A 25,522-nucleotide genomic window follows, 5' to 3' on the forward strand; every position below is an offset into this window, starting at 1 on the left:
CTAGTCACCTTACTAGCCGCACGGTAAGTTGGGTACGAGCAACGGTCAAGCCATTTGGAGGGCGTGCGTGAGCGAGAGCACAGGCGGCGGAACGCGGGAACGGATCAAGGCCGTCGCGCTCGAACTCTTCACCGAGCAGGGGTACGAGAAGACCTCGCTCCGGGAAATCGCCGAGCGCCTCAACGTCACCAAGGCCGCGCTCTACTACCACTTCAAGAGCAAGGACGACATCGTCGCCAGCTTCGTCGAGGACCGGCTGGAGGGGATGGACGCACTGATCGCCTGGGCCGCCACCCAGCCCGCGACCCTGGCCACCCGGCGCGAGCTGATCTCCCGGTACGCCGACACCATGTTCGACGGCACTCAGCCGTCGGTGATGCGCTTCTTCGAACAGAACCAGACAGCGCTCAAGAGCCTCTCCTCGGGGCAGAAGATGCGCGGTCGGATGTTGGAGCTGGCCGACGCGCTCTGCCGGGGCGACAACTCCCCCGCTGCCCAACTGCGCGCCGCGCTGTCAATCTTCGCGGTGCACACCAGCTGGTTCGCGGTCCGCGCGCCGCACATCAGCGACGACGAACGCCGCAAGCTCGCCCTGGAGGTCGCCGACGAGCTGCTGGCCGCCATCGGCACGCAGCCCGACGCCTGACCTGGGCATGTCGGTCCGCGGCTCAGCCGCGCGTCAGCTCCAGCCGCAGGCCGAGCAGGTCCACGCCCGGCGCCGGTGACCAGTCCTTCTCGGGCGAACGGACGAACCCGCGCCGCGAGTAGAGCCGGTGCGCCGGATCGGCCATCCCGGCCCGGACGCAGATCACCACCGCCGTGCAACCCAACTCGGTCGCCCTGTCGACACACGCCTCGACCAACGCGGCACCGACCCCCCGCCCCTGAGCGCCGGGGTCGACAGCGAGCATCCGGAACTCCGCCTCGCCGGGCCCGGACAACTCGGCGAACGGGGTGCCCGGCAGCACGAACGTGACCGAGCCGAGCACCGCCCCGGTCACCTCGTCGACAGCGACCAGCACCTCGCCGCTGGCGGCTCGGGTCGACACGTCGGCCAGCACCTCGCCGTACCCGTGCTCGCCCTTGAGCTGGCCATCTGCCTCGTACGCGGCCACTGTCAGCCGGGCCACCGCCGGGAAGTCGGCCGGCTCGGCCGAACGGACCCGCAACCCGGTCAAGCGATCACCGCGATCAGGTCACCGTCCTGCACGACGTCGCCCTCGTTGACGACAAGCTGCTGGAGCACACCGTCGGACTCGGCGATGACCGGGATCTCCATCTTCATCGACTCGAGAATCACCAGGGTGTCACCCTCGGCCACCGTGTCACCCGCCGTGGCGACGACCTTCCAGACGTTGGCCACCATCTCGGCGCGGATCTCCTCGGCCATGTCCAGGCCCTCCCTCTTCGCGACGTGCCTGCCGATGTATCCAATCATGCGTCGACCGGTGGTGGGCGCGCAGCGGCACAGCCGGGATGGCAGGCCCGCCCTGGGGAAGGCGGCGGGTGTCGACCGCACTACCATCAGCGGGTCGGACCCGACGCCGGACCGCCGGTGGCCGCATCCGCGCCGAGGTCGTGCGCAGGACGGATCCGACCCATCACGAGGAGGTCAGCATGGCGAAGAAGTCCCGCAAGAAGAAGGCTCGTAAGAAGAACGCCGCGAACCACGGCAAGCGTCCCAACTCCTGAACGGGTCGACGGGCCGGTTGCCCGTCGCCGCTCAGCTCGACCCGGCCGAGGCCGGGTACACCGGTGGCCCGGGTCGACATCGACCCGGGCCACCGGTCTTGCCAGCTCGTGCCGACGCTCCGTCGGCCAGCTCAGACGCTCAGTCGGCCAGCTCACGGGAGTCGCTGGTCTCGAAGACCACCAGCTCCGTGAGCTTGACCCGCAGCCGCTCGCGCAGCTCGTCCGGCGCGGTCTCGTTGCCACAGCAACGCGCCACCAGCGCCCGCACCTCCTGCTCCAGCCCGTACTCGCGCAGGCAGGGCCCGCACTCGTCCAGGTGGTGCCGGATCAGCGAGCGGCGCTCGTCGGCGCACTCCAGATCCAGGTAGAGGTAAACCTCCGCGAGCACCTCGCGGCAGTCCGTCTCGTGCGGCTCCCCACAGCTCACGTCACACCTCCCGGCCGGCAGCGGCGGTCGAGCCCTTCGCCGAGCGGGCAGCGCTGAAGCCCCGCTCCCCCGCGTAGCGCTCGAGCAGCTTGCGCAGATTACGACGGCCCCGGTGCAGACGCGACATCACGGTGCCGATCGGCGTGCCCATGATGTCCGCGACCTCCTTGTAGGAGAAGCCCTCGACATCGGTGAGGTAGACGGCCAGGCGGAACTCCTCCGGCAACTGCTGGAGGGCCTCCTTGACGTCACTGTCCGGCAGCCGGTCCAGTGCCTCCGTCTCGGCGGAGCGCAACCCGCTGGAGGTGTGCGACTCGGCCTCGGCGAGCTGCCAGTCGGTGATCTCCTCGGTGGGCGCCTGGATCGGCTGGCGCTGCCGCTTGCGGTAGGAGTTGATGTAGGTGTTGGTCAGGATCCGGTAGAGCCAGGCCTTCAGGTTCGTGCCCTGCTCGAACTGGTGGAAGGCCGCGTACGCCTTCAGGTACGTCTCCTGGACCAGGTCCTCGGCATCCGCCGGGTTGCGTGTCATCCGCAGCCCAGCAGCGTAGAGCTGATCGACGAATGGCATCGCGTCCCGCTCGAATCGGGCCCTGCGCTCGTCCGTCTTCTCGGTGGTCAACCGCACATCCCCTCGCGTCGGATGCTTTCCCGCCGAGGATACGCGCACGGACCTGCCCGCAGATTCACTTCCGGCCGGTGTGCCCGTGCTCACCGCACCCACCCCGCCCGGTCCCGCCGTCGCGGGCCACTCCGGGCCATCCAGCAGCCGCTTCAGCTGCCGGGCGTCCCGCTCGTCCCGTTCCAGGCTTCGTGTCTCGGTTGGCACCGGTCACCCCCCTCGCAGAAAAGTCGTCCGGGGGTAGTAACGCGAGATGACCACTGGGGCATTCCGGCCGTCCCTCCCGTTCCTGGTCCCGGCCCCGACGGCGGCCGGCGCTGGGACCAGGAAGGGCCTGGGAGGACTGGTGTCACCGGCCCCGATCGGGCCGGCGGCACCATCGGATGCAACGACCAGTGCCCGGCGCCGGAAACGGTCGCCCCGGCGAGCCGGCCGCGACGGGTCAGTCGGCCGCCGCCCAACCCTGGGCGGACAGCCAGTCGCGCACGGCGGCGGCGGTGCCGGCCGGATCGCGGCGCAGATCGTGCGTCTCACCGGGACGGCTCACCACCTGCACGCCCGGCCCCGGCTCCGGCGTCCCGAACGGGTCGCGGTCGCCGTTGACGACCAACGTCGGGAGGCCGGTGCCCAGTTCGGCGGCCCGCGAGCGCTCCGGCCGGCCGGGCGGGTGCAGCGGAAAGGCCAGTGCGACGACACCCGCCGCACCCACCGCACGTGCCGTCCGGCAGGCCACCCGTGCACCACTGGAACGCCCACCGACCACCACCGTCGGCACGTCGGCGTGCCGCTCACGCAGCACGGCGAGCACCGCCGCCCAGGCCTCGTCGAGGTGACCCGCCGGTGCCGGCGCGCGTCGACCGGCGACCCGGTAGGGCTGGGTCACCCGGACAACCGCCAGGCCGGCCGCGACCGACGCGTCCCGGACCGCGAGCAGGTCGGGCGCGTCGACGCTGCCGCCCGCACCGTGCCCGAGGACAAGCAGGGCGGTGGCCGGACGGACCGGCAGGTCGGTGTCGAGCCGCGCCGGACCGCGCGGGGTGTCGATCTCGTAGCTGGGTGGCACCGGCCTATTCTGCGCCGCCGGACGGGCGACGGGTGCGAACCGGGCCGCCGATCAGCTCAGCGGGACCAGGGCGAGCAGGCGATCGCGCACCGGCGGGCCGGCGTCGTCGATGGCGTCCGGGTCGGGCTCGACCTCGCCACGCCAGGCGACCAGCATCGCCCGTCGCTCCCGCGGTGTGGTGCCGCCCCACACGCCGTGGCAGTCACCGACGTCGAGGGCCCAGGCCAGGCAGGATCCCTGTACGTCACAACTGCGGCACAGCGCGACGGCGGCGTCCGCCGGCTCGTTCGGTGCCGGAAAGAACGTCTCCGGATCGACGCTCTGGCAGGTTCCTCTGGTGCGCCAGGCGTCGTCCTGGCGCCGTTCCCGCACGGCCCGCAGCAGTCGCGGATCTCGCCGCGCCGCCGCCACCTCGTGCGGGCGCGGCATACGTGCCCGTGTCATCCACCCACCTCCCCCGTGGGACCGGCAAGAGCTGTGGACGTCGTCCGCCCCGTGCGGATCGACTGCCACTACCGGCGCTGTGTTCTATCGCACTTCACAACACCGGGACAAGGGTCTGCCGGGAACCTGACTGAACAGCCAGGAGACGAATCGCGCGGAACCCTGGCAAATCGGCGGCCGACAATGCACGCAGCGTCAGAAGAGGGTCAGCTCCTGGGGTGTCACAGTCGGCGCCACCGCCACCCGGGCGGTCAGCTGCGGCCCGTCGTTGCGGACGTCCCCCACCGCCGCACCTACCGGGCGGATCTCCAACCCCGCCAACTGCTCCGCCGACGCCGGGACGAGCAGCCGCTCCGGCTCGTCGGTCGGCGCAAGCCACGACGACCAACGCTCGGGTGGCAGCAGCACCGGCATCCGGTCGTGCACCTCGGCCAGGTCGCCGAGCGCCGCGGTGGTCAGCACGCTGAACGTGAGCCGGGTCTCGGCGGCGGACTCCCAGACCGACCAGATGCCGGCCAACGCGAGCACCGAGCCGTCCCGGGGGGTCATGAAGTACGGCTGTCGTCCGCCGTCGGGCAGCCGGACCCACTCGTACCAGCCGTCGGCCGGGACCAGGCAGCGGCGACGGGAGAATGAGCCGGCGTACGCCCGGCTGGTGGCCACCGTCTCCGCCCGCGCGTTGATCATGCGGGCGGCGCCCGAGGCGGACCGGGACCAGTGCGGCAGCAGCCCCCAGCGGCCGACACAGAGGCTGCGGTGCCCCTCCGGACTGACCCGGACCAACGGCACCGGGTCGGTCGGCGCGACGTTGTGATCCGCTCGGACCAGGCCGTCGGAGTCGTCGGACGACTCGAACAGCGCGCTCAGCTCGCCGGAGCTCCGGGTCGTCGCGTACCTGCCGCACATGGGGCACACGCTAACGCGTCGGAGGCCCCGCCGGCTGTCCCGCCAACCGGGAGTACGAACGCCGGGCGCAGTCGCCCTCCCGCCGACACGGCAGAATGTAACCGTGGGCAACCTGACCGCGACCCGGCCGCCGCAGCCGTGGACCGCACCGACCGCATCCGACCCGGTGGCGGCGACGCTGCGCCTGCCCGGTTCCAAATCGATGACCGCCCGGGCCCTGGTGCTCAGCGCGTTGGCCGCCGGCCCGTCGACGCTGGCCCGGCCACTGCGCGCCCGCGACACCGAGTTGATGGCCGCCGGCCTGCGCGCGATGGGCGCGCACGTGTCGATCAGCGACGACGAGCGCTGGTTGGTCCGGCCGCACCCGCTGGTCGGCCCCGCCCACGTCGACGTGGGCCTGGCCGGCACCGTGATGCGGTTCGTGCCGCCGGTGGCCGGGCTGGCCGACGGGCCGGTCACCTTCGACGGCGACCCCTACGTTCGCACCCGGCCGCTCGGCCCGCTGGTCGGCGCACTGCGCTCGCTGGGTGTCCGGATCGACGTCACCGGCACCGGCAGCCTGCCGCTGACAGTGTTCGGCACCGGTGGGGTCACCGGCGGCGAGGTGGTGATCGACGCGTCCGTGTCCAGCCAGTTCGTCTCCGCGTTGTTGCTGGCCGCCCCGCGCTTCGACCGGGGCGTCGTGGTGCGCCACGTCGGCCCCCCGGTGCCCTCCGCGCCGCACCTGCGGATGACGGTGCGGATGCTGCGGGCCGCCGGCGCGGCCGTCGACGACAGCACCCCCGACGTGTGGACCGTCGAGCCCGGCCCGCTCACCGGCCGCGGCTGGGAGATCGAACCGGACCTCTCCGGCGCTGTGCCGTTCTTCGCCGCCGCCCTGGTCACCGGCGGCGAGGTCACCCTGCAGGGTTGGCCGCACAGCAGCGCGCAGCCGGTCGAGCAACTCCGCTCGCTGCTGCAACAGATGGGCGGCGAGGTCACCCTCTCCACAAACGGGCTGACCGTCCGGGGCACCGGCGTGGTGCACGGCCTGACCGCCGACCTCTCCGACGTCAGTGAGCTGACCCCGGCGCTGACCGCACTGGCCATGCTGGCCGACTCGCCGTCGGTCTTCACCGGCGTCGGGCACATCCGTGGCCACGAGACCGACCGGCTGACCGCGCTCACGCGCGAGTTCACCGCGCTCGGGGCGGACGTCACCGAAGCACCGGACGGGCTGGAGATCCGGCCCCGGCCGCTGCGCGGCGGGGTCTTCCGCACCTACCACGACCACCGGATGGCGCACGCCGCCGCAGTGGCCGGGCTCGCCGTTCCGGGCATCGAGTTGGACGACGTGGGGTGTACCTCGAAGACCATGCCCGAGTTCCCGGCACTATGGTCAGCGATGGTGACCGGCAAGAGCTGACGCGAGAAGAGGACAGGTCCTGGCGACCAAACGGCGGGAGTACGACGAGGACGACGTGCGGGTCCGGCCCGGGAAGTCGTCGCGCCCGCGTACGCGCACCCGCCCGCAGCACGCCGACGCTGTCGACGGGTTCGTCATCGCCGTCGACCGTGGGCGCTACACCTGCGTGCTCTCCGGGGCCGAGCGCGGCGTGGTCGGCGCCGAGCTGCCCACTGTCACCGCGATGCGGGCCCGCGAGCTGGGCCGCAAGTCGGTGGTGGTCGGTGACCGGGTCAGCCTGGTCGGCGACACGTCCGGCGCGGAGGGCGCGCTCGCCCGCATCGTCCGGATCGCCGAGCGTCGCTCGGTGCTGCGCCGCACCGCCGACGACGACGAGACCACCGCCGAGGGTCGGCTGGAACGGGTGGTGGTGGCCAACGCCGACCAGTTGGTGATCGTCAGCGCGTTGGCCGACCCACCGCCGCGCACCGGGTTCATCGACCGCTGCCTGGTGGCGGCGTACGACGCGGACGTCGAGCCGCTGCTCTGCCTCACGAAGGCCGACCTGGCCGGGCCGGAGGAGGTGCTCGGCTACTACACCGAGCTGGAGCTGCCGTACGTGCTCAACCGCCCCGACTCCGACCTCGACGCGCTCCGCTCGCTGCTCAGCGGCAAGGTGTCGGTGTTGGTCGGGCACTCCGGGGTGGGCAAGTCGACGCTGGTCAACCGCCTCGTTCCGGACGCGCTGCGCGCGGTCGGGGTGGTCAGCGCGATAGGCCGGGGCCGGCACACCTCGACCAGCGCGGTGGCGCTGCGGCTGCCACCGGTGCCCGGCGTCGACACCGACCCGGGCTGGATCATCGACACCCCCGGGATCCGCAGCTTCGGGTTGGCGCACGTCTCGGCCGACAGCCTGCTGCACGGCTTTCCGGACCTCGTCGAGGGCACCGTCGACTGCCCGCCGAACTGCCCGCACACAGCTGACGAGGCCGAGTGTGGGTTGGACGCGTGGGTGGCCGCCGGTAAGGCCGACCCGCGACGGCTGGCCTCGTACCGTCGGTTGCTCGCCTCACGGGCCGGCGAGGGTGACTCGCGCGGCGACAGCGACCAGCGCGGCCCTGGCGAGGGTGACCGGCGCGGCCCCGACGAGTGACCCGACGGGCGTGGGCTAGGTTGCCGGCATGACCGGGTACGCCGATGACCTCGCCCTCGCCCACCTGCTCGCCGACCGGGCCGACGCCATCGCCACGGCCCGGTTTCGCGCGCTCGACCTGCGCGTCGAGGCGAAACCCGACCTGACCCCGGTCTCCGACGCGGACACGGCCGTGGAGCGGGAGATCCGCGCCCTGCTCACCGAGCACCGGCCGGCCGACGGGCTGCTCGGTGAGGAGTACGGCGCGCAGCCGTCCGCCGACCCGAACGGGCGCCGGTGGATCATCGACCCGATCGACGGCACCAAGAACTTCGTCCGTGGCGTGCCGATCTGGGCGACCCTGATCGCGCTCTACGACGGCGACCGGCCGGCGGTCGGCGTGGTGTCCGCACCGGCGCTCGGACGACGCTGGTGGGCCAGCGCGGGCGCGGGCGCGTTCGCCGGGCCGGGCCCCGCGGCCGGCGAGCGGATCGGCGTGTCCGCGGTGCGTGGGATCCCCGATGCCAGCTTCTGTTACTCGTCGCTGAACGGGTGGGAGAGCGCCGGGCGGCTCGACGCGGTGCTCGACCTGATGCGGGACAGTTGGCGCAACCGGGCGTACGGCGACTTCTACGGTTACATGTTGCTGGCCGAGGGGGCACTCGACGTGATGGTCGAGCCGGAACTGTCGCTGTGGGACGTGGCGGCGCTGGTGCCGATCGTCACCGAGGCGGGTGGCACGGTCACGGATCTGACCGGACAACCGGCCCCCGCCGGCGCTCCGGGCACCGACAGCAGCGTGGTGGCCACCAACGGTGTGCTGCACGCCGACATCCTCACCCGCCTCAATCGACCAGCCGAGCGCTGACCCCCGGCAACCTCTATCCTCGCCAGGTGGTCTCCTCCGGTTGGTGTTTTCTCGCGGCGATGATCGTCGCGTACGGCTTCGCCAACCTGCTCCAGTCGGTGGCGGCGGCCCGCACCACCGTCCACCACACCTTCGATCCGGGCCTGCTGCTGCGCCTCGCCGGGCACCGGACGTACCTGGTCGGCCTCGGCTGTCAGATCGGCGGTTTCGTGCTCGCCTTCCTGGCCCGGCGGGACCTGCCGCTGTTCCTCGTGCAGGCCAGCGTGGCCGCCGGGCTCGGGGTGACCGCCATCCTCGGGGTGCTGGTGCTGAAGTGGCGACTGCCGGCGGCGGAGGTGGTGCTGCTGGCGCTGCTCTTCGCGGGGATAACCGCGCTGGTGCTGTCCGCCCGGCCGGCGCCGTCGAAGCAGCTCGGCACCGCCGGCTCGATCGCCCTGCTGGTGGCGCTCGGTGTGATCGCTGTGCTCGGTTTCTTCGCCGTGCGGCTGCACGGGGCGCCGGGTTCGGTGGCCCTCGGTTCACTGGCCGGGCTGGCGTTCAGCTCGGCCGCGGTCGCCGCCCGGCCACTGGCGTCCGCGCCGTCCGCTGAGGCGTTCCTCGCCGACCCGTTGTTCTACCTGCTGATCGCCCATTCGATAGTGGGTCAGCTGCTGCTCGGCCTGGCCATGCAGCGCGGCTCGACGACCGCCGCGGTCGCCGCGATGGACGCCGCCGGCGCGGTGCCGGCCGCAATCGTCGGCCTGCTGCTGCTCAACGACAAGATCTGGCCGGGGCGGGAGTGGCTGGCCGCTGTCGGCTTCCTGGTCACCCTGGCCGCGGTGATCGGCCTGACCCGGTACGCCGAACCGCAGCAGCACCGCTCGGTGGCACGCCGTCGGGACCGCGCCATGGTCGGTGCCGGCCGGCCGGGCTGACCATCCGGCACTGCACCACTGAAGAGGTGCCGCAGCATCACCCGATCAGGCCTCGACCGGCTTGCGACGACTCACCACCCGCTCGTAGAGACGCTCCAACGCACCGGCGGTCCGCTCCCAGGTGTAGCTGCTGCGCACCCGGTCCACGGCGGCGTGCCCGTACGCGAACCGACCGGCGTTGTCGGCGAGCAGCCGGCGTAGCGACACCCCGAGTGTCCGTACGTCACCGGGGGGCACCAGGCGGCCGGTGACCTCGTCGACGACGGCGTCCGCCAGGCCGCCCATCGCGTAGCCGATCACCGGCACCCCGCAGGCCATCGCCTCCAGTGAGACCCGCCCGGCCGAGGAGTAGTGCGGCGTGCAGGCGACCACGTCCGCCGACCGGTACCAGGTGGCCATCTGGTCGTGCGGCACCGCCCCGACGAGCCGTACCTGGTCGACGACGCCGAGCTGTTCGGCGAGCTCACGCAGTCGTCGCGCCTCGGCGTGGTTGGTCAACTGGTCGGCCGGTGGCCCACCGGCGATCACCAGCTCGGCGTCACCGACCAGCCGCATCGCCCGGATCAGGTCCTCCTGGCCGTGCCCGGCGGCGAGCGAGCCCACCGAGAGGATGCGGGGTCGCTGTTCGCGCGGTGCGGCCTCGCCGTCGGGGTGGAACAGGTCGATGTCGACGCCGGCCGGCACCAACGCGACCGAACTACGTTGCAGACCCATCCGGGTGAGCTCGTCTACCTCGTCGTTGGACTGGGCCACGGCGATGTCGACCGCCCGGGTCAACGCGCGCTCCAGCGTGATCCGCTGGCCCGGCCCGTCGTAGTGGCCGCCCAGGTGACGCAGTTGCTCGATGCCGAGCGAGTGGAACGTCTGCACCACCGGGATGTCGGTCTCCCGAACGGCGTGCGCGGCGGCCAGACCACCGACCCAGTAGTGCCCGTGCACCACCTCGGGCCGCCAGGCACCCGACCAGTCGTCGGCCAGCCAACGGCCGACCTCCGTCACGTACGGGATCAGCTCGGCGGTGGGCAGTGGGGTGGGCGGGCCGGCGGGCACCTGGTGCACCTGGTAGCCGTCGACGTTCATCGTCGGCGGCAACGTCGGGTCGTCCCGGCGCACGTAGAGCCGGACGTCATGGCCTCGCTCGGCCAGCTCGGCGGCGACCCGCGCGGTGTGCTGTCGGGTGCCGACCGGTGGGCCGTCGGCGTGGCGGTAGGAACTGGCGTGCGCGCAGACGAGGCCGACGCGCATGGGTCACCTCCCTGCGATCTTTCCTCGGCGGTGGTCCTCCCGGTCAGAGCGTCCCATTAACCCCGCGACGCTGAGCCGAAACCTGGCAGATCAGGAAGAGTCAGCGCGAGTGCCACCGACACTTGCGCCACGGCAAGCACAGGCGGCACACGACAGCGGGGTTCGACGATGATCGACAAGCCGTGGTCGGTGTGACCAGGGCCGGCCGGGGGTACCGATCAGGAATGCCGCTGACCCGCAGTCTCGACGATTCGACCGTGGTGATCACCGGCGCGTCCAGCGGGATCGGCACGGCGACCGCCTACGCACTGGCCCGCCGGGGCGCCGCCGTCGTGCTGGCCGCCCGCAGCGAGCCCGCCCTGCGACAGGTCGCGCAGCGCTGCCGGGAGTTGGGCGGCCGGGCGCTTGTCGTACCGACCGACGTGACCGACCTGGATTCGGTGCGGCGGCTGGCCGATCAGGCGGCGGCCGAGTTCGGCCGGATCGACGCCTGGGTGAACAACGCCGCGGTGAGCGCCGTGGGTCTGTTCGACGAGATACCGGTCGCCGAGTTCCGCCGGGTGCTGGAGGTCAACCTGCTCGGGACGGTGCACGGGATCAAGGCGGCCCTGCCCTACCTGGGCGCCGCCGGTGGCGGTGTGCTGGTCAACAACGCCTCCGTGTTGGCCGAGGTAGCCATGCCGTACCAGTCGGCGTACAACGCCACCAAGCACGGCATCCGAGGGCTGGCCGACACCGTCCGCCAGGAGCTGCGGGTCACCGGTCGGGGCCACATCTCCGTCTGCACAGTGCTGCCGGCCACTATCGACACTCCGTTCTTCCGGCACACGGGCAACCACAGCGGCCGGGAACTGGTGCCGCCTCCTCCGATCTACCCGCCGGAGGTGGTCGCCGAGACCATCGTCCGGCTGCTGCGCCGGCCCCGCCGCGAGGCGTACGCCGGTGGCGCGGCCCGGCTGATCGGTCTGCAGTGGCGGCTGGCGCCCGCGCTGGTGGAGCGCACCCTCGGCTGGTACGCCCACCGCACCCAGTTCGGTCCGGGCGCCCGGGTGGACAGCAGCGGCAACGTGTTCCACGCCGACGCTCAGGGCCGCCAGGACGGTGGCTGGCAGGGTCGACGACGTCAGTTGGTGCGGATGACCGCCGCGTTCGGTCTGGCCGCCGCCGGCACCGCTGTCGGCACCCTGGCCGCCATCAGCCGCCGCTCCCGGTCGGACCACTGATGGCCGATGTCGAGCGCCCAAATGCGCTGACCGTCACCGGCGCGCACAATGGGACGATCATGTCGAGCTGTCTCGTGGAAATCGACGAGTCGTCAGCGGTGGTCCGGCTGACCGGTGTGCTCGACGCCGCCGGCGCCGAGACGGTACGCGGCGCGCTGCTCGCCCGCCTGGTGGACCGGCCCGGTCCGGTGGTGGCCGACGTGACCGGTCTGCGGGTCGTCGACTCGGCCGGGCGGGGCGTCTTCGCCGACGTCCGCCGGGAGGTCGCCGACTGGCCCGCAGCGGATCTGCTGCTGTGTGACCCGGCTGTCGACGGGCCCGCCCACCCCGACGCCGCGCTCGCCAACGTGCCGGCCTGGCCGACGCTCGACGAAGCGCTGGCCGCGGTCGCGGCGACGCCCCTGGCTGCGGTGCTCACGGCCGAACTGGCCCCGGCGGTGGGGGCCGCCCGGTTGGCGCGCGAGCTGGTCACCACAGGTTGCGAGCGCTGGGGCATGCCGACGCTCACCGACCCGGCGTGCATCGCGGTCACCGAATTGGTCAACAATGTGGTGGCGCACGCACAGACCCCGATGACGGTTCGGCTGGCGCCCCAGGACAGCACCCTGCACCTGGCGGTTCGGGACCACTCCCCGCGTCGGCCGACGTTCGCCGGGATATCCCCGCCGAACCGGGTGGGCGGCCGGGGCCTGCTGCTGATCGACACGGTGACGCGCCGCTGGGGCAGCAGCGCCGTACCGGACGGCAAGGTCGTCTGGTGCGTGCTGCACCCGGACGACGAGGCCGTCTGACGGGGGCTTTCGCCGTCGCCGCCCGGTTCGGCGGCGTACCGCCGAAGGTCGTCCGGTTATGGCGGCAGGGCAGCGGGTAGTGATCAGACATGCGCGACAACGAGTACCCGACCCCCGTGTCCGACACCGAGGCGCAAGGGCTGCCCGACACCGCCGATGACGACTCGACCGCCAACGACGACGTCCTCACCGGGCGCGAGGCGGACGGCCCGGACCCGGCCCAACTGCCCGGCGACCGGACGCCGGTGGCGGTGGACCGGTTCGGAACGACCGCCGAGGAGCAGCTCGACGGTGAGTCCCTGGACTACAAGCTCGACCGCGAGGTCTACGAGCGCCCGGCGGACGACCCGCTGGCCGGCACGATCGACCCGAAGATCGCCTTCGAGGCGGACAACCTGGAAGCCGCGGCGGAGGCTCAGCTGGACGCCGACGTGATGGATCCCGGGCCGACCTCGGACCCGAACTCACCGGTCTCCCTCTACGACCACGGTCAGCTCGGCACGGTGGCCGACGCCACTGTGGGCCGGCTGGTGGAACCGGACGAGGGGTCGCACACCGACCAGGAGACCGACTCGGTGGCGTACGACGCCGGATCGGCCGGGGGCGGGGCGACCGCCGAGGAACTGGCCATCCACGAGACGGAGCCGCCGCGCTCGGTGTGACGTCCGCTCAGTCGTCCAGGCCGCGTTCGATGGCGTAACGGGTCAGCTCGACCCGGTTGTGCAGTTGCAGCTTGCCCAGGGTGTTCTGCACGTGGTTCTGCACGGTGCGGTGCGACAGGCCGAGCCGCTGGGCGATCTGCTTGTACGACATCCCCTTCGCCACCAGCCGCAGCACCTCCGTCTCCCGTTCGGTGAGCTGGGGCGTCGCGGGTTCGGCAGCGCCGGCCGGGCCGGTCCCCCGCCCCGGTCCGGCGGCCAGCCGGCGGTACTCACCGAGCACCAGCCCGGCCAGGCCGGGGGTGAAGACCGCATCGCCGGCCGCGGTGCGGTGGACCGCCTCCAGGAACTCGGCGGGCGCTGTCGACTTCACCAGGTAACCGGTGGCTCCGGCCTTGACCGCGTCCAGCACGCTCTGCTGTTCGCCGCTGGCGCTGAGCATCAGCACCCGCACTGCGGGCAGTGCCGCGCGCAGCCCCAGGATCACCTCGACGCCGGAGATGTCCGGTAGTTGCAGGTCGAGGACGACCACGTCGGGCCGGGCAGCGGCGGCCACCCGGATGGCCTGCCGTCCCTCGCCGCTGGTCGCCACCACCAGGAAACCGGCCTCGGTCAGGTCGCGGGCCACGCCCTCCCGCCACATCGGATGGTCGTCCACCACCATCACCCGGATCGGGTTCACAGCGGTGACCTCGGCACGCTCAGCTCGATCTCGGTGCCGGCCTCGGGGCCGGACACGATCCGTACCGTGCCACCCACGTCGGCCACCCGGCCCCGGATCGACTGGGTCACCCCGAGCCGACCCTGGGCGGCGGCCTCGTCCAGCCGACCGTCCGGGATGCCCGGCCCCTCGTCGCGGATCGACACGGTCACCGTCGCCCCCTCGTCCTCGATCAGCAGCCAGGCCCGCCCACCGGCGTGCCGTCCCACGTTGTCCAGGGCCGCGCCGGTCGCGGCGGCCAACTCACCGGCCACCCGTCGCGGCAGCGGCACCGCTGTGGCCGGGGCGGAGAGCGCCACCGTCGCGGAGGCGTACCGGCCGAGCAGGGTCCGCAGGTCCACCGCCTCGCCGCTGTCCGGGGGGCTGCCGGCGGCCGGGCCGGCGTCGGCGATCAGCGCCCGCAGGGCAGCCTCCTGCTCGCCGGCCAGCCGGGCCAGCTCACCAGCCTCCCCGGGCAGGTCGGCGCCGCGCCGTTGCACCAGCGCCAGGACCTGGAGCACCGAGTCGTGGATGTCCCGGGCCAGCCGCTCCCGCTCCCGGGTGGCGGCCTCCAGCTCCACCGCGCGCTGCAGGCGCTCCTCGGCGCTCGCCGCCAGCCGGGCCACGTGACCGACCACCACTCCGGCGAGCAGCATCAGGATCACCCCGGTGAACGAGGACTGGCCGATCCGCTCCCGGGTGGCCAGGTCCGCGCCGGCGACCAGCAGCGCGGCCACAGTGCCCCGCCGCCGGCCGCCGGAGACGGCCCAGGCCAGCACCGGGCCGGCCATCCAGGCCACCCCCAGGGTGGGTACGCCGTGGCTGAGCGCCGTCCGGCCGACCGCCCACGGGGTGGCCAGCACGATGGCCATCACCACCCCGAGGTCGGCCAGCAGCAGCGGCCAGCGCCGCCAGGCCGGGCGGGCGTACCCGATCGCTGTCGCACCGGTCCAGATGATCATCAGCAGGATCAGGGCGCCGACGGCGTACGGGTGGGCGTACCGGTCGGCGTCGCGCACCGCGAGCGCGCAGACGTACGCCAGGGACGCCAGCCTGAACACGGTGAGCGCACGCCACAGCGGCACCTCGTATCCACCCGGCGGCGACGGCATGGCGGTCAGGATGCCACAACCGGGCCGCCGCACGGCGAGCAGCGAGTGCGGTTCAGGAAACCCTGACGTACGGTGGAAAAGCCGCGAAATACTCCGAGATGCGCCGCCGGGACGGGCCCATGACGAACGCAGACCCGCACGCACCGCGTACGGTTGTGCCCATCGAACCTGCCCTCCTGATCGCCGAGGCCTTCGACCAGGCCCAGGTGACCGAGATTCGACACTCGGTCACCTCCTGCGCGCACGCCTCGGGACTCAGCGGCCAACGGCTGGACGACTTCGTGCTCGCGATCAACGAACTGATCACCAACGCGGTGCGACACGGCGGCGGGCGCGGCTGGCTGCGGCTCTGGCAGGAGTCGGGTGTGCTGGTCTGCGAGGTCGCCGACCACGGGAACGGGATCACCCCGCAGCGGCTGGGCGACCGCAGCCGACCGGCCCCGGACACCGCCGGCGGTTGGGGTCTCTGGTTGGCCCGTGAGCTCACCGACGCGATGGAGGTCGTCACCGGCAACGCCGGCACCACCGTCCGCATCACGACGGGCCTGACCACCCACAACCCCACCCCGCGCTAACCCCCGCCCCCCGCCCCCGCCCGTCGATCATGGAGTCGTGGTGGGCGACAGCTCCACGTCCGCCCCTTATGCGAGGCACCACAACTCCATGATCGACGCAGGTCAGCCCGGACGTTTCGGCGATCTTGCAGTTTCGGTTGTCTGGATGAGTGGAATATCCCTTATGTCGCGACAGAAACCGCAAGATCGCGCGGGTAGGCGAGGGCGGGTCAGGCGAAGAGGGCGGAGACGGATTCGCCGTTGTGGATTCGGCGCGTCGCCTCGGCCAGGGCCGGAGCAACCGACAGGACCTGCAACTTGGGGACCCGCTTGGCGGCCGGAATGGGCACCGTGTTGGTGCAGACGATCTCCAGGACACCGTCCTGGTCGCTGAGCCGCTGCAACGCGTCTCCGGAGAAGAGGCCGTGCGTGCAGGCGAGCCGGATCGACCGGACCTTCAGGCCCCGCAGATGCTCCATCAACTCGACCACAGTGCTGCCCTTGGCGATCTCGTCGTCCAGCACGATGACGTCCCGGTCGGTCACGTCGCCGATCACCGCGCTGATCTTGACCAGGTCGTCGCTGAACCGCTGCTTCGCCCCGGCCGCGACCGGCGTGCCCAGCAGCCGGGCGAAGGCCGCGGCCTCCTTGGCGTTGCCCAGGTCGGGCGAGACCACCACCGTGTTGCTGAGGTCGTAACGCCGGAAGTGGGTGGCCAGCTCCCGCAGCGCGTGCAGGTGATCCACCGGGACGCTGAAGAAGCCGTGCACCTGCGGCGAGTGCAGGGTCATCGCGAGCACCCGGTCCGCACCGGCCGAGGTGAGCAGATCGGCGACGAGCCGGGCGCCGATCGAGATCCGTGGCGCGTCCTTCTTGTCCGACCGGGCGTACGCGTAGTGCGGCAGCACCACGGTGATCCGACCGGCGGAGGCACCCCGGGCGGCGTCGATCATCAGCAGCAGCTCGACCAGGTGCTCCTGCACCGGCGGCACCAACGGCTGGATCAGGAAGACGTCCCGCTCCCGGCAGTTGGCCTGCAACTGGACTTCCAGACAGTCGTTCGCGAACCGGGAGACCCGCACCGGGTGCAGCGGCACCCCCAGGTGGGCGCAGATCTCGGCAGCCAGGTCGGGATGGGCGGTTCCACTGAAAACTGCGATGTCGCGCACGTTCGCACATCGTAGGGGAAGCGGACGGCCGCCGATCGGCGGCGGGCCGGAACCCACCCACAGTGACGCCTGTCGCGCCGCGCCGTCGTCCGGGTACGGTGCTGCGGTGACCCCCCAGTACGTCGCCGCCATCGACCAGGGCACCACCTCTTCGCGGTGCATCGTCTTCGACCGGGCCGGGGACATCGTCGCCGTGGCCCAGCACGAGCACCGGCAGATCTTCCCCCGACCGGGGTGGGTGGAGCACGACGCCGAGGAGATCTGGGACAACGTCCAGCAGGTGGTCGCCGAGGCGCTGCGGGCCGCGGGTACCGACGCGTCCGGGTTGGCCGCCGTCGGCATCACCAACCAGCGGGAGACCACAGTCGTCTGGGACCGGGCCACCGGCCGCCCGGTGGCCAACGCCATCGTCTGGCAGGACACCCGGACCGGGCCGCTCCTGCGCGAGCTCGCCTCGGCGTACGGCGAGGAGCGGTTCCGGGCCCGGACGGGCCTGCCGCTGGCCACCTACTTCGCCGGGCCGAAGCTGCGCTGGCTGCTCGACGAGGTCGACGGCCTGCGCGAGCGCGCCGAGCGCGGCGAGGTGCTCTTCGGCACCATGGACAGCTGGCTGATCTGGAAGCTGACGGGCGAGCACGTCACCGACGTGACAAACGCCAGCCGGACCATGCTGATGGACCTCACGACCCTGGACTGGGCACCGGAACTGCTGGACGCGATGGGCGTGCCGGCGGCGATGCTGCCGGAGATCCGCTGCTCCGCCGAGGTGTACGGCACTGCCGGCGGGGTGCTCGCCGGGGTGCCGGTGGCCAGCGCGCTCGGCGACCAGCAGGCCGCCCTGTTCGGGCAGACCTGCTTCCAGCCGGGCGAGGCGAAGTGCACCTACGGCACCGGCAGCTTCCTGCTGCTCAACACCGGCGCCAGCCCGGTCCCGTCGACACACGGCCTGCTCACGACGGTCGCCTACCAGATCAAGGGCCAACCACCGGCGTACGCCCTCGAGGGCGCCATCGCGGTCACCGGCTCACTGGTGCAGTGGCTGCGGGACAACCTCGGGTTGATCTCCACGGCCGCCGAGGTGGAGGAGTTGGCCGGCACCGTTGACGACAACGGCGGCTGCTACGTGGTGCCGGCGTTCTCGGGGCTGTTCGCCCCGCACTGGCGCAGCGACGCCCGCGGGGTGATCGCCGGCCTGACCGGTTACATCACCAAGGGGCACCTGGCGCGTGCGGTGTTGGAGGCGTCGGCGTGGCAGACCCGCGAGGTGGTCGACGCGATGAACGCCGACTCGGATGTGGCGCTGCGCCGGCTCCGGGTGGACGGCGGGATGACCGCCAACGGCCTGCTCATGCAGTTCCTCGCCGATGTGCTCGACGTGCCGGTGGTCCGCTCCCGGATCACCGAGACCACGTGCCTGGGCGCCGCGTACGCGGCCGGCCTGGCGGTCGGCTTCTGGCCGGACCTGGCCACGTTGCGGGCACAGTGGCGCTCGGACGCGCAGTGGGGGCCGACAATGGCGGCGGACCTGCGCGATCGGGAGCTGCACAACTGGCGCAAGGCCGTGCAGCGCACCCTCGACTGGGTGGAGTGACCGCCGGTCCGGCGGTCACTCCCAGCGGTTACCGGTGAGCTTCTCGTAGACGTCGATGTAGCGGGCCCGGGTCGCCTCGACCACCTCGGCCGGCATGTCCGGGGCAGGGGCCTGCTTGTTCCAGCCGCTGCCGGTGGCCCAGTCCCGCACGTACTGCTTGTCGTAGGAGAACTGCACCCGCCCCGGCTGGTACGACTCGGCGGGCCAGAACCGCGACGAGTCGGAGGTGAGCAGCTCGTCGGCGAGGACCAGGGTGCCGTCCGGCGCCCAGCCCAGCTCGATCTTGGTGTCGGCGACCAGGATGCCCCGGTCGGCGGCCAGCTCGGCGCCGCGCCGGTAGATGTCGATGGTGATCTGCCGTAGCCGCTCGGCGGTGGCCTGGCCCACCTTGTCCACCACGTCGTCGTACGTGATGGGTTCGTCGTGCTCCCCCATCGGCGCCTTGCTCGACGGGGTGAAGATCGGCTCGGGCAGGATCGACGCCTCGCCCAGTCCTCGCGGCAGTGCTACGCCGGAGACGGCGCCGGTCCGCTCGTACTCCCGTAGGCCGCCGCCGGTGAGGTAGCCGCGAGCGACGCACTCGACCGGGAGCATGTCCAGCCGCTGGCAGCGGATGGCCCGCCCGGCGAACTCGGCGGGCACGTCGGTGGCGGAGATGACGTGGTTTGGCACCAGGTCGGCGAGCTGCTCGAACCACCAGAGGGAGAGCGCGGTGAGCAGGCGGCCCTTGTCCGGGATCGGCGTCGGCAGCGCCACGTCGTAGATCGAGATGCGATCCGAGGCGACCAGGATCAGGTCGTCGCCATCGGCGTAGACGTCCCGAACCTTGCCCGAGTGCAGAAGTTCCACGCGCCCTAGTACACCACGCGACATTGGAAGGGCCTGATTCGACCACCCAGCCGAGGGTGACCGGACGGACGTTGACACCTTCGTGCGCTGCCTGCGTGAATGGTCCGACCGCCACCCCAGTAGGTCCAGGAGAGCCCCGTGCCCGTTGTTCGACCCCCGCTCGACCGCCTCGGTGCCGACCCGGGCCGGCGCCGACTGCTCGGCGCGCTGCTCGGCGCACCTCTGCTCGCGTCCGGCGGGCTGGCGGGTTGCAGCGACGGCGCCGCCACCTCGACCCAGGACGGGCCCGTCGAGCTGTCGGTCTTCTGGTGGGGTGGCACCAAGCGGGCCGAGCTCACCGAGAAGGCGCTGCGGCTCTACTCGGATCGCAACCCCCGGGTCACCTTCCGGGTCACCTGGCAGGGCGCCGACGGCTACTACGACCGGCTGGCCACCCAGGCGGGCGGCGGGAACGTACCGGACCTGATCCAGATCGACGACGCCATGCTGACCGAGTACACGCAACGTCAGGTCATCCTCGACCTCACCGACCACAACCTGGATCTCCGGGGCCTGCCGGAGGGCCTGATCCGCTACGGCACTGTGGAAGGGCGGACGATGGCGGTGGCCGCCGGGCAGACCCACGGCGTCGTGGTGTTCAACCGGGACCTGCTGCGGGACCTGCAGATGCCGGAGCCACGCGCCGGGATGAGCTGGCCCGACTACATCTCCTGGGCCACGCAGGTCACCGAGGCCAGCGACGGCCAGGTGGCCGGCACCATGGACGGGTCGGGTGACTACCGGGCGCTCTGGCTCTGGCTGCGGTCGCAGGGCGGCGAGTTCTACCGGGGCAACCAGCTCGGCTTCGGCGCGGACGAGCTGATCGCGTGGTTCGAGCTGTGGCAGCGGGCCCGCAGGGGGCGGGCCACGCCGAGCGCGGCGCTCGTCGAGCAGGCCGACAGCGGCGAGCCGGCCCGGCAACTGGTGGTGAACGGGGTGACCGCTGCGTCCTTCGCGTGGTCCCACCAGCTGCCCGAGCTGCAACGACTCACCGATTCCGAGTTGGGCATCGTCGGCTTTCCCGGCCCGCCCGGCGCTCAGTGGGCGCGGGCGTCGATGTACTGGGCGGCGTTCCGGGGCACCCGCCACCCGGACGCGGTCGCCGACGTGATCAACTTTCTGACCACAAACGGTGAGGTTGGCACGGTCCTCGGCCACGAGCGTGGGCTGAACCCCAGTGCCGCGGTGCGCCGCTACGCCGAGGGCAGCATCATCGACTCGGCCCAGCGGCGTGCCGCCGCGTTCGGCGCCAGCATCGCCGACCAGCTCGGGCCGGCGCCGGCCCCACCACCCAAGGGGCACGCGAAGGTGCGCACCCTGCTGGTCACCGCCGCCGAGCGCATCCGCGTCAAGCGCGACGGCACCCGCGAGGCCACCGCGCGCTTCCTGTCCCAGGCCATCGCGGCCCTGGCGGTGTGAGCACCGGCGGCCGGCCGCTGGGTGACCCGTCGGTGTCTCCGGCCCGGTCAGCGCGGCGGGCCACCCCGGCGGTTGCGCATCAGCCGCAGCACCAGGAACACGACGATCGCCACCACCACCAGGCAGCAGAGCAGCGGAAGTATCCCGAAGCCGCCGCGGCTTCGCCGCCGAGCGGCCTCCACCACGAGTTCGCCGGTGCCCGTGGACGCCCAGGCCGCCACGGGCACGAAGACCGCCAGTACGACCGCACCGAAGACCGCGCTGAGGCGGCCCCACCACTTACCGAATGAAGACATGTGCCCATCCTCGCCGAAGGGTGCAACCTCGGCACGTCGGTCCACGCCGAATCACGGAACCGGAATCGTCCGGAACTCTCCGGCCGGCGCGCAACGTGCTCGCAACGTCCCGGCAAAGATGATGATCTTTACATGAATCTCTTGAGGTGATCGGATTCGCCTCATGGTCAACTCTGTAGACAGTGCGCGGATCTCTCACACCCGAAGATCCGCGGCGGCAGCGGTCGGCGTCACACTCGTCGCCGCGCTCCTCACCCCCACTGCGGCGCACGGCGCCCCACCTCCCACACCGCCGCCGACAAGACCCGCTCCAAGTGGCAACGCGGACCGCACGCCCGCCACTGTCACGCTGATCACCGGCGACCGGGTGACGGTGACCCCCGGCGTCCACGGCGCGACCCCCTCGGTGGACGTCAAACGCGCGCCGGGTGCCACCGGATCCGTGCGCATCTCCACCGAGGGCGGGGACACCTATGTGTACCCGGACGAGGCGCTGCCGTACCTCGCCACCGGTCGACTCGACAAGCAGCTGTTCGACGTCACCCAGCTCATCGCCCAGGGCTACGACGACGCGCGGACCGCCGAACTCCCCCTGATCGTCACCCGCACGACGGGTGTGGCGAAGCTCCGGACCGGCACCACGCTGCCGGGCGCGCAGACCACGCTGGAGCTTCCCTCCGTCCGTGGCGAGGCGATCCGCACCCGCCGATCGCAGGCCTCGGACTTCTGGTCGGCCCTCACCAATGGACAGTCGCCGACCGGCCGCAGCGCCGCCACCCCGACGCCCTCCTTCGCGGCCGGCGTCGACAAGGTGTGGCTCGACGGCAAGGCGAAGGCCACCCTGGCCGACACCACCGCCCAGGTCGGCGCGCCCGCGGCGTGGGCCGCAGGTGGCACCGGCAGCGGTGTCCGGGTCGCCGTCCTGGACAGCGGGGTGGACACCACCCACCCGGATCTCGCCGACCAGGTGGTGGCCTCCCGGAGTTTCATCTCCGGCCAGGACGTGATCGACCGGAACGGGCACGGCACCCACACCGCCTCCACCGTCGCCGGCACGGGCGCCGCCTCCGGCGGCAAGGAACGGGGCGTGGCCCCCGACGCCGACCTGGTGATCGGCAAGGTCCTCGACGAGTACGGCAGCGGGTCCATCTCGGGGATCATCGCGGGCATGGAGTGGGCGGCGCGGGCCGAGCACGCCAAAGTGATCAACATGAGCCTCGGCGTGAGCGCGTGGCACACCCAGGACGACCCGCTGAGCCAGGCCGTCAACCAGCTGACCGCCGAGACCGGCGCGCTCTTCGTCGTCGCCGCCGGCAACAGCGGACCAGATCCGTACACCCTCGGTGCGCCGGGCACCGCGGACGCCGCGCTGACCATCGGCGCGGTGGACACCTCCGACCAGCTGGCGGGCTTCTCCAGCGTCGGGCCCCGGATGAACGACGAGGCCCTCAAGCCCGACATGACAGCTCCCGGGGTGGACGTGCTGGCGGCACGCTCGCAGCACATCCCCTGGGGTGAGGGCTACTACTACGCCGACAGTGGCACCTCGATGGCGGCACCGCACGTCGCCGGGGCGGCCGCCCTGCTGGCGCAGAAGCACCCGACCTGGAGTGCGCGGCAGCTCAAGGACGCGCTGATGGGCACCAGCGTCCGCACGCCCGACTACAACGCCTACCAGGCCGGCAGCGGCCGATTGAACGTCGCCGCCGCCTACCACCAGGACCAGGTCATCGCGTCCGGCTCGGTGGACGCCGGGCTCGTCAGGTGGTCGCCGGGCAGCACCCCACAGCCGATCAAGCGGACGATCACCTACACCAACACCACTGACAGCCCGATCACTGTGGAGCTCTCCGTCGACCGCGGCACCTCCCCCGCGCAGACGTTCACGGCGACGACGGACCGCGTCACGGTGCCCGCTCGGGCGAGCGCTACGGCCGAGGTCGTGGTGGCCCCGGCGGGCCTTCCTGCCGGCAGGTACTCCGCCCAGGTCACGGCCCGCTTCGCGGCCGGCGAGGTGCACACGGCCGTCGGGGTCGCCGTCGAGTCCAAGAAGTACGACCTCACCATCCACCTCAAGGACCGCGCCGGTCGACCGATGAGCGGCGAGGTCGAGGTGGTCAACGCCGAGACCGGCTCCGCCTTCATGTGGGTGCCGGACGGCACGCTCACCGCCCGCCTGGCGCCCGGCTCCTACACCGTCGTCACGGCGGCGGACGTGGAGGGCCTGCACGGCCCCCGCTCCCTCGGGCTCGCGATGCTGACCGCTCCCGAGGTCGACCTCACGACGAACCGGGTAGTGGAACTCGACGCCGCGCGGGCCCGCCAGGTGAAGGTGGCGACACCCCAGCCGACCGCCGTCGTCAACAGCAGAATCGACGTCTACCGCTCCTTCACGTCGAGCGAGCCGACACCCACCGACTGGAGCGCCCTGCGCGAGACGTTCTGGCCGGGCGCCGCCTACGACAGCCTGTGGGCCCTGCCGACCACTGACAAGGTGAAGAAGGGCAGCTTCGTCTTCACCACCCGGATCCGCGCCGAGCAGACGCCGCTGGCGATCAGCTACCACGGCCGGCACCTCAGCGACCCGCTCGTGCAGCCCGGCTCCCCGCCGCTGCCCGACGGCACCTCGCGCCTGGACGCCGTCTTCGCGGGCGTCGGCGGAACCGCCGACTACGCCGGTCTCTCCGCCCGCGGCAAGGCCGTCGTCGTCCGCGGCAACGACTCGGTGACCCCCGCCGATCAGGCAGCGGCGGCGCACACCGCCGGGGCGGCGATGCTCGTCGTGGTCAACGACGGGGCGGGCCGCAAGAGCGACTGGTACGGCAACCCCGACGCCGTGACGACCGGACCGATCCCGGTGGCCTCGGTGACCATGGACGAGGGCGAGGCGCTGATCCAGAAGATCACCGCTTCGGGCCGCAACCCGCTACGACTGGTAGTGGTCGCCCACCCCAGGGCGAAGTACCTGTACGACCTGGTGGACTACCACCGGGGCGGGGTGCCGAAGGACCCGTCCGCCAAGACCGACCCACGCAACCTCGCCCGGATCGATCTCACCTTCTCCCCGCCCCCGGGCAAGCAGTCCAGTGAGACGCGAATGGACTTCCCGCCGTACGAGTACGCGGCGGCACGGCCGTTCCCGTTCGAGCCGGTCGCGCCGGGGCCACGTACCGACTGGGTCTCGGCGGGTGGCGGCATCAAATGGATGCAGTACGCCGACGTCGCCGACTGGGCGCGGTCCAACACGGAGGCCATCGCCTACCGGCCGGGAAGCGTCCAGAAGGACCGTTGGTTCGGTCCCATCACCCGGCCACGGCTGCTCAGCACCGAGATCCCGTTCCGTGGTGAGACCGCCATGAGCGCCTACATCCAGGGGTTCGGCGACGCGGGCGCCGCACACAGCGGCGGGGCCAGCATGTCGCAGATCGCCACGTTCTATCAGGGCGACAAGCTGCTGACCCAGTTCGACGGCTGGCCGGAGGTCGGCGCGGGTGACCTGTCGCCGGAGAGACTGCCGTACCGGCTGGTCGTCGAGACCACTGGCAAGCCCGAGTTCAGCCCGTACTCGACCGCCACGCACACCGAGTGGAGCTTCGTCTCCGGCGGCAGCACCGAGGTGCAGGCCATTCCGCTGGTCCAACTGGACTACGGCACGGACGTGGACTTCGCGGGTCGGACGAAGCGCCGAACCGACTTCGCGATCACGCCCGTGGTGGTGGGCAGCACCGCGGCTCGCGACGGCGTGTCGTCGCTCCAGTTGGAGATCTCCTACGACGACGGGGCGACCTGGCAGCGGCAGGACCTGAGGGAGAAGAAGGGCACCTGGCAGGCGTCGCTGAACGCGCCGCAGCGGGCCGACTTCGTGTCGATCCGGGTCACCGCCAGGCAGCGCAACGGTGGCGGCGTCACCCAGACCGTCACCCGGGCCTTCGGCCTGCGGTAGAACCAGCGGGGGCCGGTGCCTGAGCGGCGCCGGCCCCCTCGGGGCCCGCATTGCGCACCGGCACCAAAAAAGTCCGGCCCCCACACTGTGGGGGCCGGACTCATATCACTTTCAGTGGTAGCGGGGACAGGATTTGAACCTGCGACCTCTGGGTTATGAGCCCAGCGAGCTACCGAGCTGCTCCACCCCGCGTCGACTGGTTAAGACTAACCCACCCGTTCCCGGCGATGATCAGCGGGGGTCACCAACCACTGCGACCCGGCAGCCGGAATGTCGAAAGCCCGCCCCCGGCGAACCGGAGACGGGCTTCGAACTGGTGTTTCTCTCGTAGCGGGGACAGGATTTGAACCTGCGACCTCTGGGTTATGAGCCCAGCGAGCTACCGAGCTGCTCCACCCCGCGTCGGTTCGCTAACCGTAGCGCACCGACCCGGGACACCGCAAAGCGACTCCGATACCGCCGACCCGGACAGCTCTGACCTGG

The 25,522-nt window shown here is 71.9% G+C and carries 26 protein-coding genes and 2 tRNA genes; 13 read left to right on the forward strand and 15 right to left on the reverse strand.

Annotated features, from left to right (window positions below):
* Nucleotides 1–67 precede the first annotated feature (67 nt).
* Nucleotides 68–646, forward strand: coding sequence for a TetR/AcrR family transcriptional regulator (locus tag IW249_RS04205; RefSeq protein WP_196919601.1), 579 nt, complete (start codon nt 68–70; stop codon nt 644–646).
* Nucleotides 647–668: 22 nt separating this feature from the next.
* Here the strand turns inward: IW249_RS04205 and IW249_RS04210 are convergent, their stop codons facing one another.
* Nucleotides 669–1,178 (reverse strand): GNAT family N-acetyltransferase, encoded by a 510-nt coding sequence (locus tag IW249_RS04210; RefSeq protein ID WP_196919602.1) that lies wholly within the window; start codon nt 1,176–1,178, stop codon nt 669–671.
* Nucleotides 1,175–1,396 carry a biotin/lipoyl-binding carrier protein gene (locus IW249_RS04215; protein ID WP_196924632.1) on the reverse strand — a complete coding sequence of 74 codons (222 nt, stop codon included), beginning with the start codon at nt 1,394–1,396 and terminating at the stop codon, nt 1,175–1,177. Before IW249_RS04215 ends, IW249_RS04210 begins: the two co-directional genes overlap by 4 nt.
* 110 nt (nt 1,397–1,506) lie before the next feature.
* Here IW249_RS04215 and IW249_RS04220 point away from each other — a divergent pair, with 110 nt between their 5' ends.
* Nucleotides 1,507–1,692 (forward strand): 50S ribosomal protein bL37, encoded by a 186-nt coding sequence (locus IW249_RS04220; protein WP_112624378.1) that lies wholly within the window; start codon nt 1,507–1,509, stop codon nt 1,690–1,692.
* A gap of 139 nt (nt 1,693–1,831) precedes the next feature.
* On the opposite strand, the gene rsrA is transcribed toward IW249_RS04220, so the two are convergent.
* The 5 genes from rsrA to IW249_RS04245 form a co-directional block, all read right to left on the reverse strand.
* Entirely contained in the window at nt 1,832–2,119 is a 288-nt protein-coding gene (rsrA, locus tag IW249_RS04225; protein ID WP_030336658.1) for a mycothiol system anti-sigma-R factor, read from the reverse strand.
* A 1-nt stretch (nt 2,120) separates the two neighbouring features.
* Complete coding sequence (locus IW249_RS04230; RefSeq protein WP_112583674.1) at nt 2,121–2,945, reverse strand: sigma-70 family RNA polymerase sigma factor; 825 nt, start codon at nt 2,943–2,945, stop codon at nt 2,121–2,123.
* A gap of 235 nt (nt 2,946–3,180) precedes the next feature.
* Nucleotides 3,181–3,801 carry an alpha/beta hydrolase family protein gene (locus IW249_RS04235; RefSeq protein ID WP_196919603.1) on the reverse strand — a complete coding sequence of 207 codons (621 nt, stop codon included), beginning with the start codon at nt 3,799–3,801 and terminating at the stop codon, nt 3,181–3,183.
* A 51-nt stretch (nt 3,802–3,852) separates the two neighbouring features.
* Nucleotides 3,853–4,245: a WhiB family transcriptional regulator gene (locus IW249_RS04240; RefSeq protein WP_091406097.1), complete on the reverse strand. Its 393-nt coding sequence runs from the start codon at nt 4,243–4,245 to the stop codon at nt 3,853–3,855.
* A 195-nt stretch (nt 4,246–4,440) separates the two neighbouring features.
* Nucleotides 4,441–5,151 carry an SOS response-associated peptidase gene (locus tag IW249_RS04245; RefSeq protein WP_196919604.1) on the reverse strand — a complete coding sequence of 237 codons (711 nt, stop codon included), beginning with the start codon at nt 5,149–5,151 and terminating at the stop codon, nt 4,441–4,443.
* A 103-nt stretch (nt 5,152–5,254) separates the two neighbouring features.
* Here IW249_RS04245 and aroA point away from each other — a divergent pair, with 103 nt between their 5' ends.
* From aroA to IW249_RS04265, 4 genes are read left to right on the forward strand one after another with little or no spacing between them, the layout of a single operon-like run.
* The gene (gene aroA, locus IW249_RS04250; protein WP_196919605.1) at nt 5,255–6,556 is read left to right on the forward strand and encodes a 3-phosphoshikimate 1-carboxyvinyltransferase; all 1,302 of its coding nucleotides are present in this window, start codon (nt 5,255–5,257) and stop codon (nt 6,554–6,556) included.
* Between the two features lie 55 nt (nt 6,557–6,611).
* Nucleotides 6,612–7,688 (forward strand): ribosome small subunit-dependent GTPase A, encoded by a 1,077-nt coding sequence (gene rsgA / locus IW249_RS04255; RefSeq protein ID WP_196919606.1) that lies wholly within the window; start codon nt 6,612–6,614, stop codon nt 7,686–7,688.
* A 28-nt stretch (nt 7,689–7,716) separates the two neighbouring features.
* Entirely contained in the window at nt 7,717–8,535 is an 819-nt protein-coding gene (hisN, locus tag IW249_RS04260) for a histidinol-phosphatase (protein ID WP_196919607.1), read from the forward strand.
* Nucleotides 8,536–8,594: 59 nt separating this feature from the next.
* Nucleotides 8,595–9,449 (forward strand): hypothetical protein, encoded by an 855-nt coding sequence (locus tag IW249_RS04265; RefSeq protein ID WP_231393002.1) that lies wholly within the window; start codon nt 8,595–8,597, stop codon nt 9,447–9,449.
* 45 nt (nt 9,450–9,494) lie between these two features.
* Here the strand turns inward: IW249_RS04265 and IW249_RS04270 are convergent, their stop codons facing one another.
* Nucleotides 9,495–10,694 (reverse strand): glycosyltransferase, encoded by a 1,200-nt coding sequence (locus tag IW249_RS04270; RefSeq protein ID WP_196919609.1) that lies wholly within the window; start codon nt 10,692–10,694, stop codon nt 9,495–9,497.
* Nucleotides 10,695–10,918: 224 nt separating this feature from the next.
* Here IW249_RS04270 and IW249_RS04275 point away from each other — a divergent pair, with 224 nt between their 5' ends.
* The 3 genes from IW249_RS04275 (at nt 10,919) to IW249_RS04285 (ending at nt 13,370) form a co-directional block, all read left to right on the forward strand.
* The gene (locus IW249_RS04275) at nt 10,919–11,917 is read left to right on the forward strand and encodes an SDR family oxidoreductase (protein WP_196919610.1); all 999 of its coding nucleotides are present in this window, start codon (nt 10,919–10,921) and stop codon (nt 11,915–11,917) included.
* A gap of 59 nt (nt 11,918–11,976) precedes the next feature.
* Nucleotides 11,977–12,708, forward strand: a complete 732-nt coding sequence (locus tag IW249_RS04280) for an ATP-binding protein (protein WP_231392403.1) — start codon at nt 11,977–11,979, stop codon at nt 12,706–12,708.
* Nucleotides 12,709–12,797: 89 nt separating this feature from the next.
* Nucleotides 12,798–13,370 carry a DUF5709 domain-containing protein gene (locus IW249_RS04285; protein ID WP_112583682.1) on the forward strand — a complete coding sequence of 191 codons (573 nt, stop codon included), beginning with the start codon at nt 12,798–12,800 and terminating at the stop codon, nt 13,368–13,370.
* Between the two features lie 7 nt (nt 13,371–13,377).
* On the opposite strand, the gene IW249_RS04290 is transcribed toward IW249_RS04285, so the two are convergent.
* Both IW249_RS04290 and macS read right to left on the reverse strand, forming a co-directional pair.
* Nucleotides 13,378–14,031, reverse strand: a complete 654-nt coding sequence (locus IW249_RS04290; RefSeq protein ID WP_196924633.1) for a response regulator — start codon at nt 14,029–14,031, stop codon at nt 13,378–13,380.
* A gap of 14 nt (nt 14,032–14,045) precedes the next feature.
* On the reverse strand, nt 14,046–15,179 hold the full coding sequence (macS, locus tag IW249_RS04295; RefSeq protein WP_196919612.1) for a MacS family sensor histidine kinase: 1,134 nt from the start codon (nt 15,177–15,179) through the stop codon (nt 14,046–14,048).
* A 119-nt stretch (nt 15,180–15,298) separates the two neighbouring features.
* Here macS and IW249_RS04300 point away from each other — a divergent pair, with 119 nt between their 5' ends.
* Nucleotides 15,299–15,754, forward strand: coding sequence for an ATP-binding protein (locus IW249_RS04300; protein ID WP_196919613.1), 456 nt, complete (start codon nt 15,299–15,301; stop codon nt 15,752–15,754).
* Between the two features lie 209 nt (nt 15,755–15,963).
* Here IW249_RS04300 and IW249_RS04305 read toward each other — a convergent pair whose 3' ends face one another.
* Nucleotides 15,964–16,902: a ribose-phosphate diphosphokinase gene (locus IW249_RS04305; RefSeq protein WP_091406120.1), complete on the reverse strand. Its 939-nt coding sequence runs from the start codon at nt 16,900–16,902 to the stop codon at nt 15,964–15,966.
* 106 nt (nt 16,903–17,008) lie between these two features.
* On the opposite strand from IW249_RS04305, the gene glpK reads away from it, so the two are divergent.
* Entirely contained in the window at nt 17,009–18,493 is a 1,485-nt protein-coding gene (gene glpK, locus IW249_RS04310; protein WP_196919614.1) for a glycerol kinase GlpK, read from the forward strand.
* A gap of 15 nt (nt 18,494–18,508) precedes the next feature.
* Here glpK and IW249_RS04315 read toward each other — a convergent pair whose 3' ends face one another.
* Complete coding sequence (locus IW249_RS04315) at nt 18,509–19,342, reverse strand: phosphoribosylaminoimidazolesuccinocarboxamide synthase (protein WP_196919615.1); 834 nt, start codon at nt 19,340–19,342, stop codon at nt 18,509–18,511.
* Nucleotides 19,343–19,480: 138 nt separating this feature from the next.
* Between IW249_RS04315 and IW249_RS04320 the strand changes: the two genes are divergently transcribed.
* The gene (locus IW249_RS04320; RefSeq protein WP_196919616.1) at nt 19,481–20,800 is read left to right on the forward strand and encodes an ABC transporter substrate-binding protein; all 1,320 of its coding nucleotides are present in this window, start codon (nt 19,481–19,483) and stop codon (nt 20,798–20,800) included.
* A gap of 47 nt (nt 20,801–20,847) precedes the next feature.
* Here the strand turns inward: IW249_RS04320 and IW249_RS04325 are convergent, their stop codons facing one another.
* Nucleotides 20,848–21,096 (reverse strand): hypothetical protein, encoded by a 249-nt coding sequence (locus IW249_RS04325; RefSeq protein ID WP_196919617.1) that lies wholly within the window; start codon nt 21,094–21,096, stop codon nt 20,848–20,850.
* A 163-nt stretch (nt 21,097–21,259) separates the two neighbouring features.
* Here IW249_RS04325 and IW249_RS04330 point away from each other — a divergent pair, with 163 nt between their 5' ends.
* Nucleotides 21,260–25,039: a S8 family serine peptidase gene (locus tag IW249_RS04330; RefSeq protein WP_196919618.1), complete on the forward strand. Its 3,780-nt coding sequence runs from the start codon at nt 21,260–21,262 to the stop codon at nt 25,037–25,039.
* Nucleotides 25,040–25,154: 115 nt separating this feature from the next.
* Here the strand turns inward: IW249_RS04330 and IW249_RS04335 are convergent.
* Together IW249_RS04335 and IW249_RS04340 are read right to left on the reverse strand one after the other, a co-directional pair.
* A tRNA-Met gene (locus IW249_RS04335) sits at nt 25,155–25,231 on the reverse strand.
* 136 nt (nt 25,232–25,367) lie between these two features.
* Nucleotides 25,368–25,441, reverse strand: a tRNA-Met gene (locus tag IW249_RS04340).
* Nucleotides 25,442–25,522 lie beyond the last annotated feature (81 nt).

The organism is Micromonospora vinacea (assembly GCF_015751785.1).
GTDB classification, from domain to species: Bacteria; Actinomycetota; Actinomycetes; order Mycobacteriales; family Micromonosporaceae; genus Micromonospora; species Micromonospora vinacea.

Coding starts and splice junctions, on each gene's coding strand:
- IW249_RS04240 (WP_091406097.1), bottom strand. CDS start 4,245: ATGACACGGGCACGTATGCCGCGCCCGCACGAGGTGGCGGCGGCGCGG.
- IW249_RS04245 (WP_196919604.1), bottom strand. CDS start 5,151: ATGTGCGGCAGGTACGCGACGACCCGGAGCTCCGGCGAGCTGAGCGCG.
- hisN (WP_196919607.1), top strand. CDS start 7,717: ATGACCGGGTACGCCGATGACCTCGCCCTCGCCCACCTGCTCGCCGAC.
- IW249_RS04265 (WP_231393002.1), top strand. CDS start 8,595: ATGATCGTCGCGTACGGCTTCGCCAACCTGCTCCAGTCGGTGGCGGCG.
- IW249_RS04270 (WP_196919609.1), bottom strand. CDS start 10,694: ATGCGCGTCGGCCTCGTCTGCGCGCACGCCAGTTCCTACCGCCACGCC.
- IW249_RS04275 (WP_196919610.1), top strand. CDS start 10,919: ATGCCGCTGACCCGCAGTCTCGACGATTCGACCGTGGTGATCACCGGC.
- IW249_RS04280 (WP_231392403.1), top strand. CDS start 11,977: ATGTCGAGCTGTCTCGTGGAAATCGACGAGTCGTCAGCGGTGGTCCGG.
- IW249_RS04285 (WP_112583682.1), top strand. CDS start 12,798: ATGCGCGACAACGAGTACCCGACCCCCGTGTCCGACACCGAGGCGCAA.
- IW249_RS04290 (WP_196924633.1), bottom strand. CDS start 14,031: ATGGTGGTGGACGACCATCCGATGTGGCGGGAGGGCGTGGCCCGCGAC.
- macS (WP_196919612.1), bottom strand. CDS start 15,179: ATGCCGTCGCCGCCGGGTGGATACGAGGTGCCGCTGTGGCGTGCGCTC.
- IW249_RS04300 (WP_196919613.1), top strand. CDS start 15,299: ATGACGAACGCAGACCCGCACGCACCGCGTACGGTTGTGCCCATCGAA.
- IW249_RS04325 (WP_196919617.1), bottom strand. CDS start 21,096: ATGTCTTCATTCGGTAAGTGGTGGGGCCGCCTCAGCGCGGTCTTCGGT.
- IW249_RS04330 (WP_196919618.1), top strand. CDS start 21,260: ATGGTCAACTCTGTAGACAGTGCGCGGATCTCTCACACCCGAAGATCC.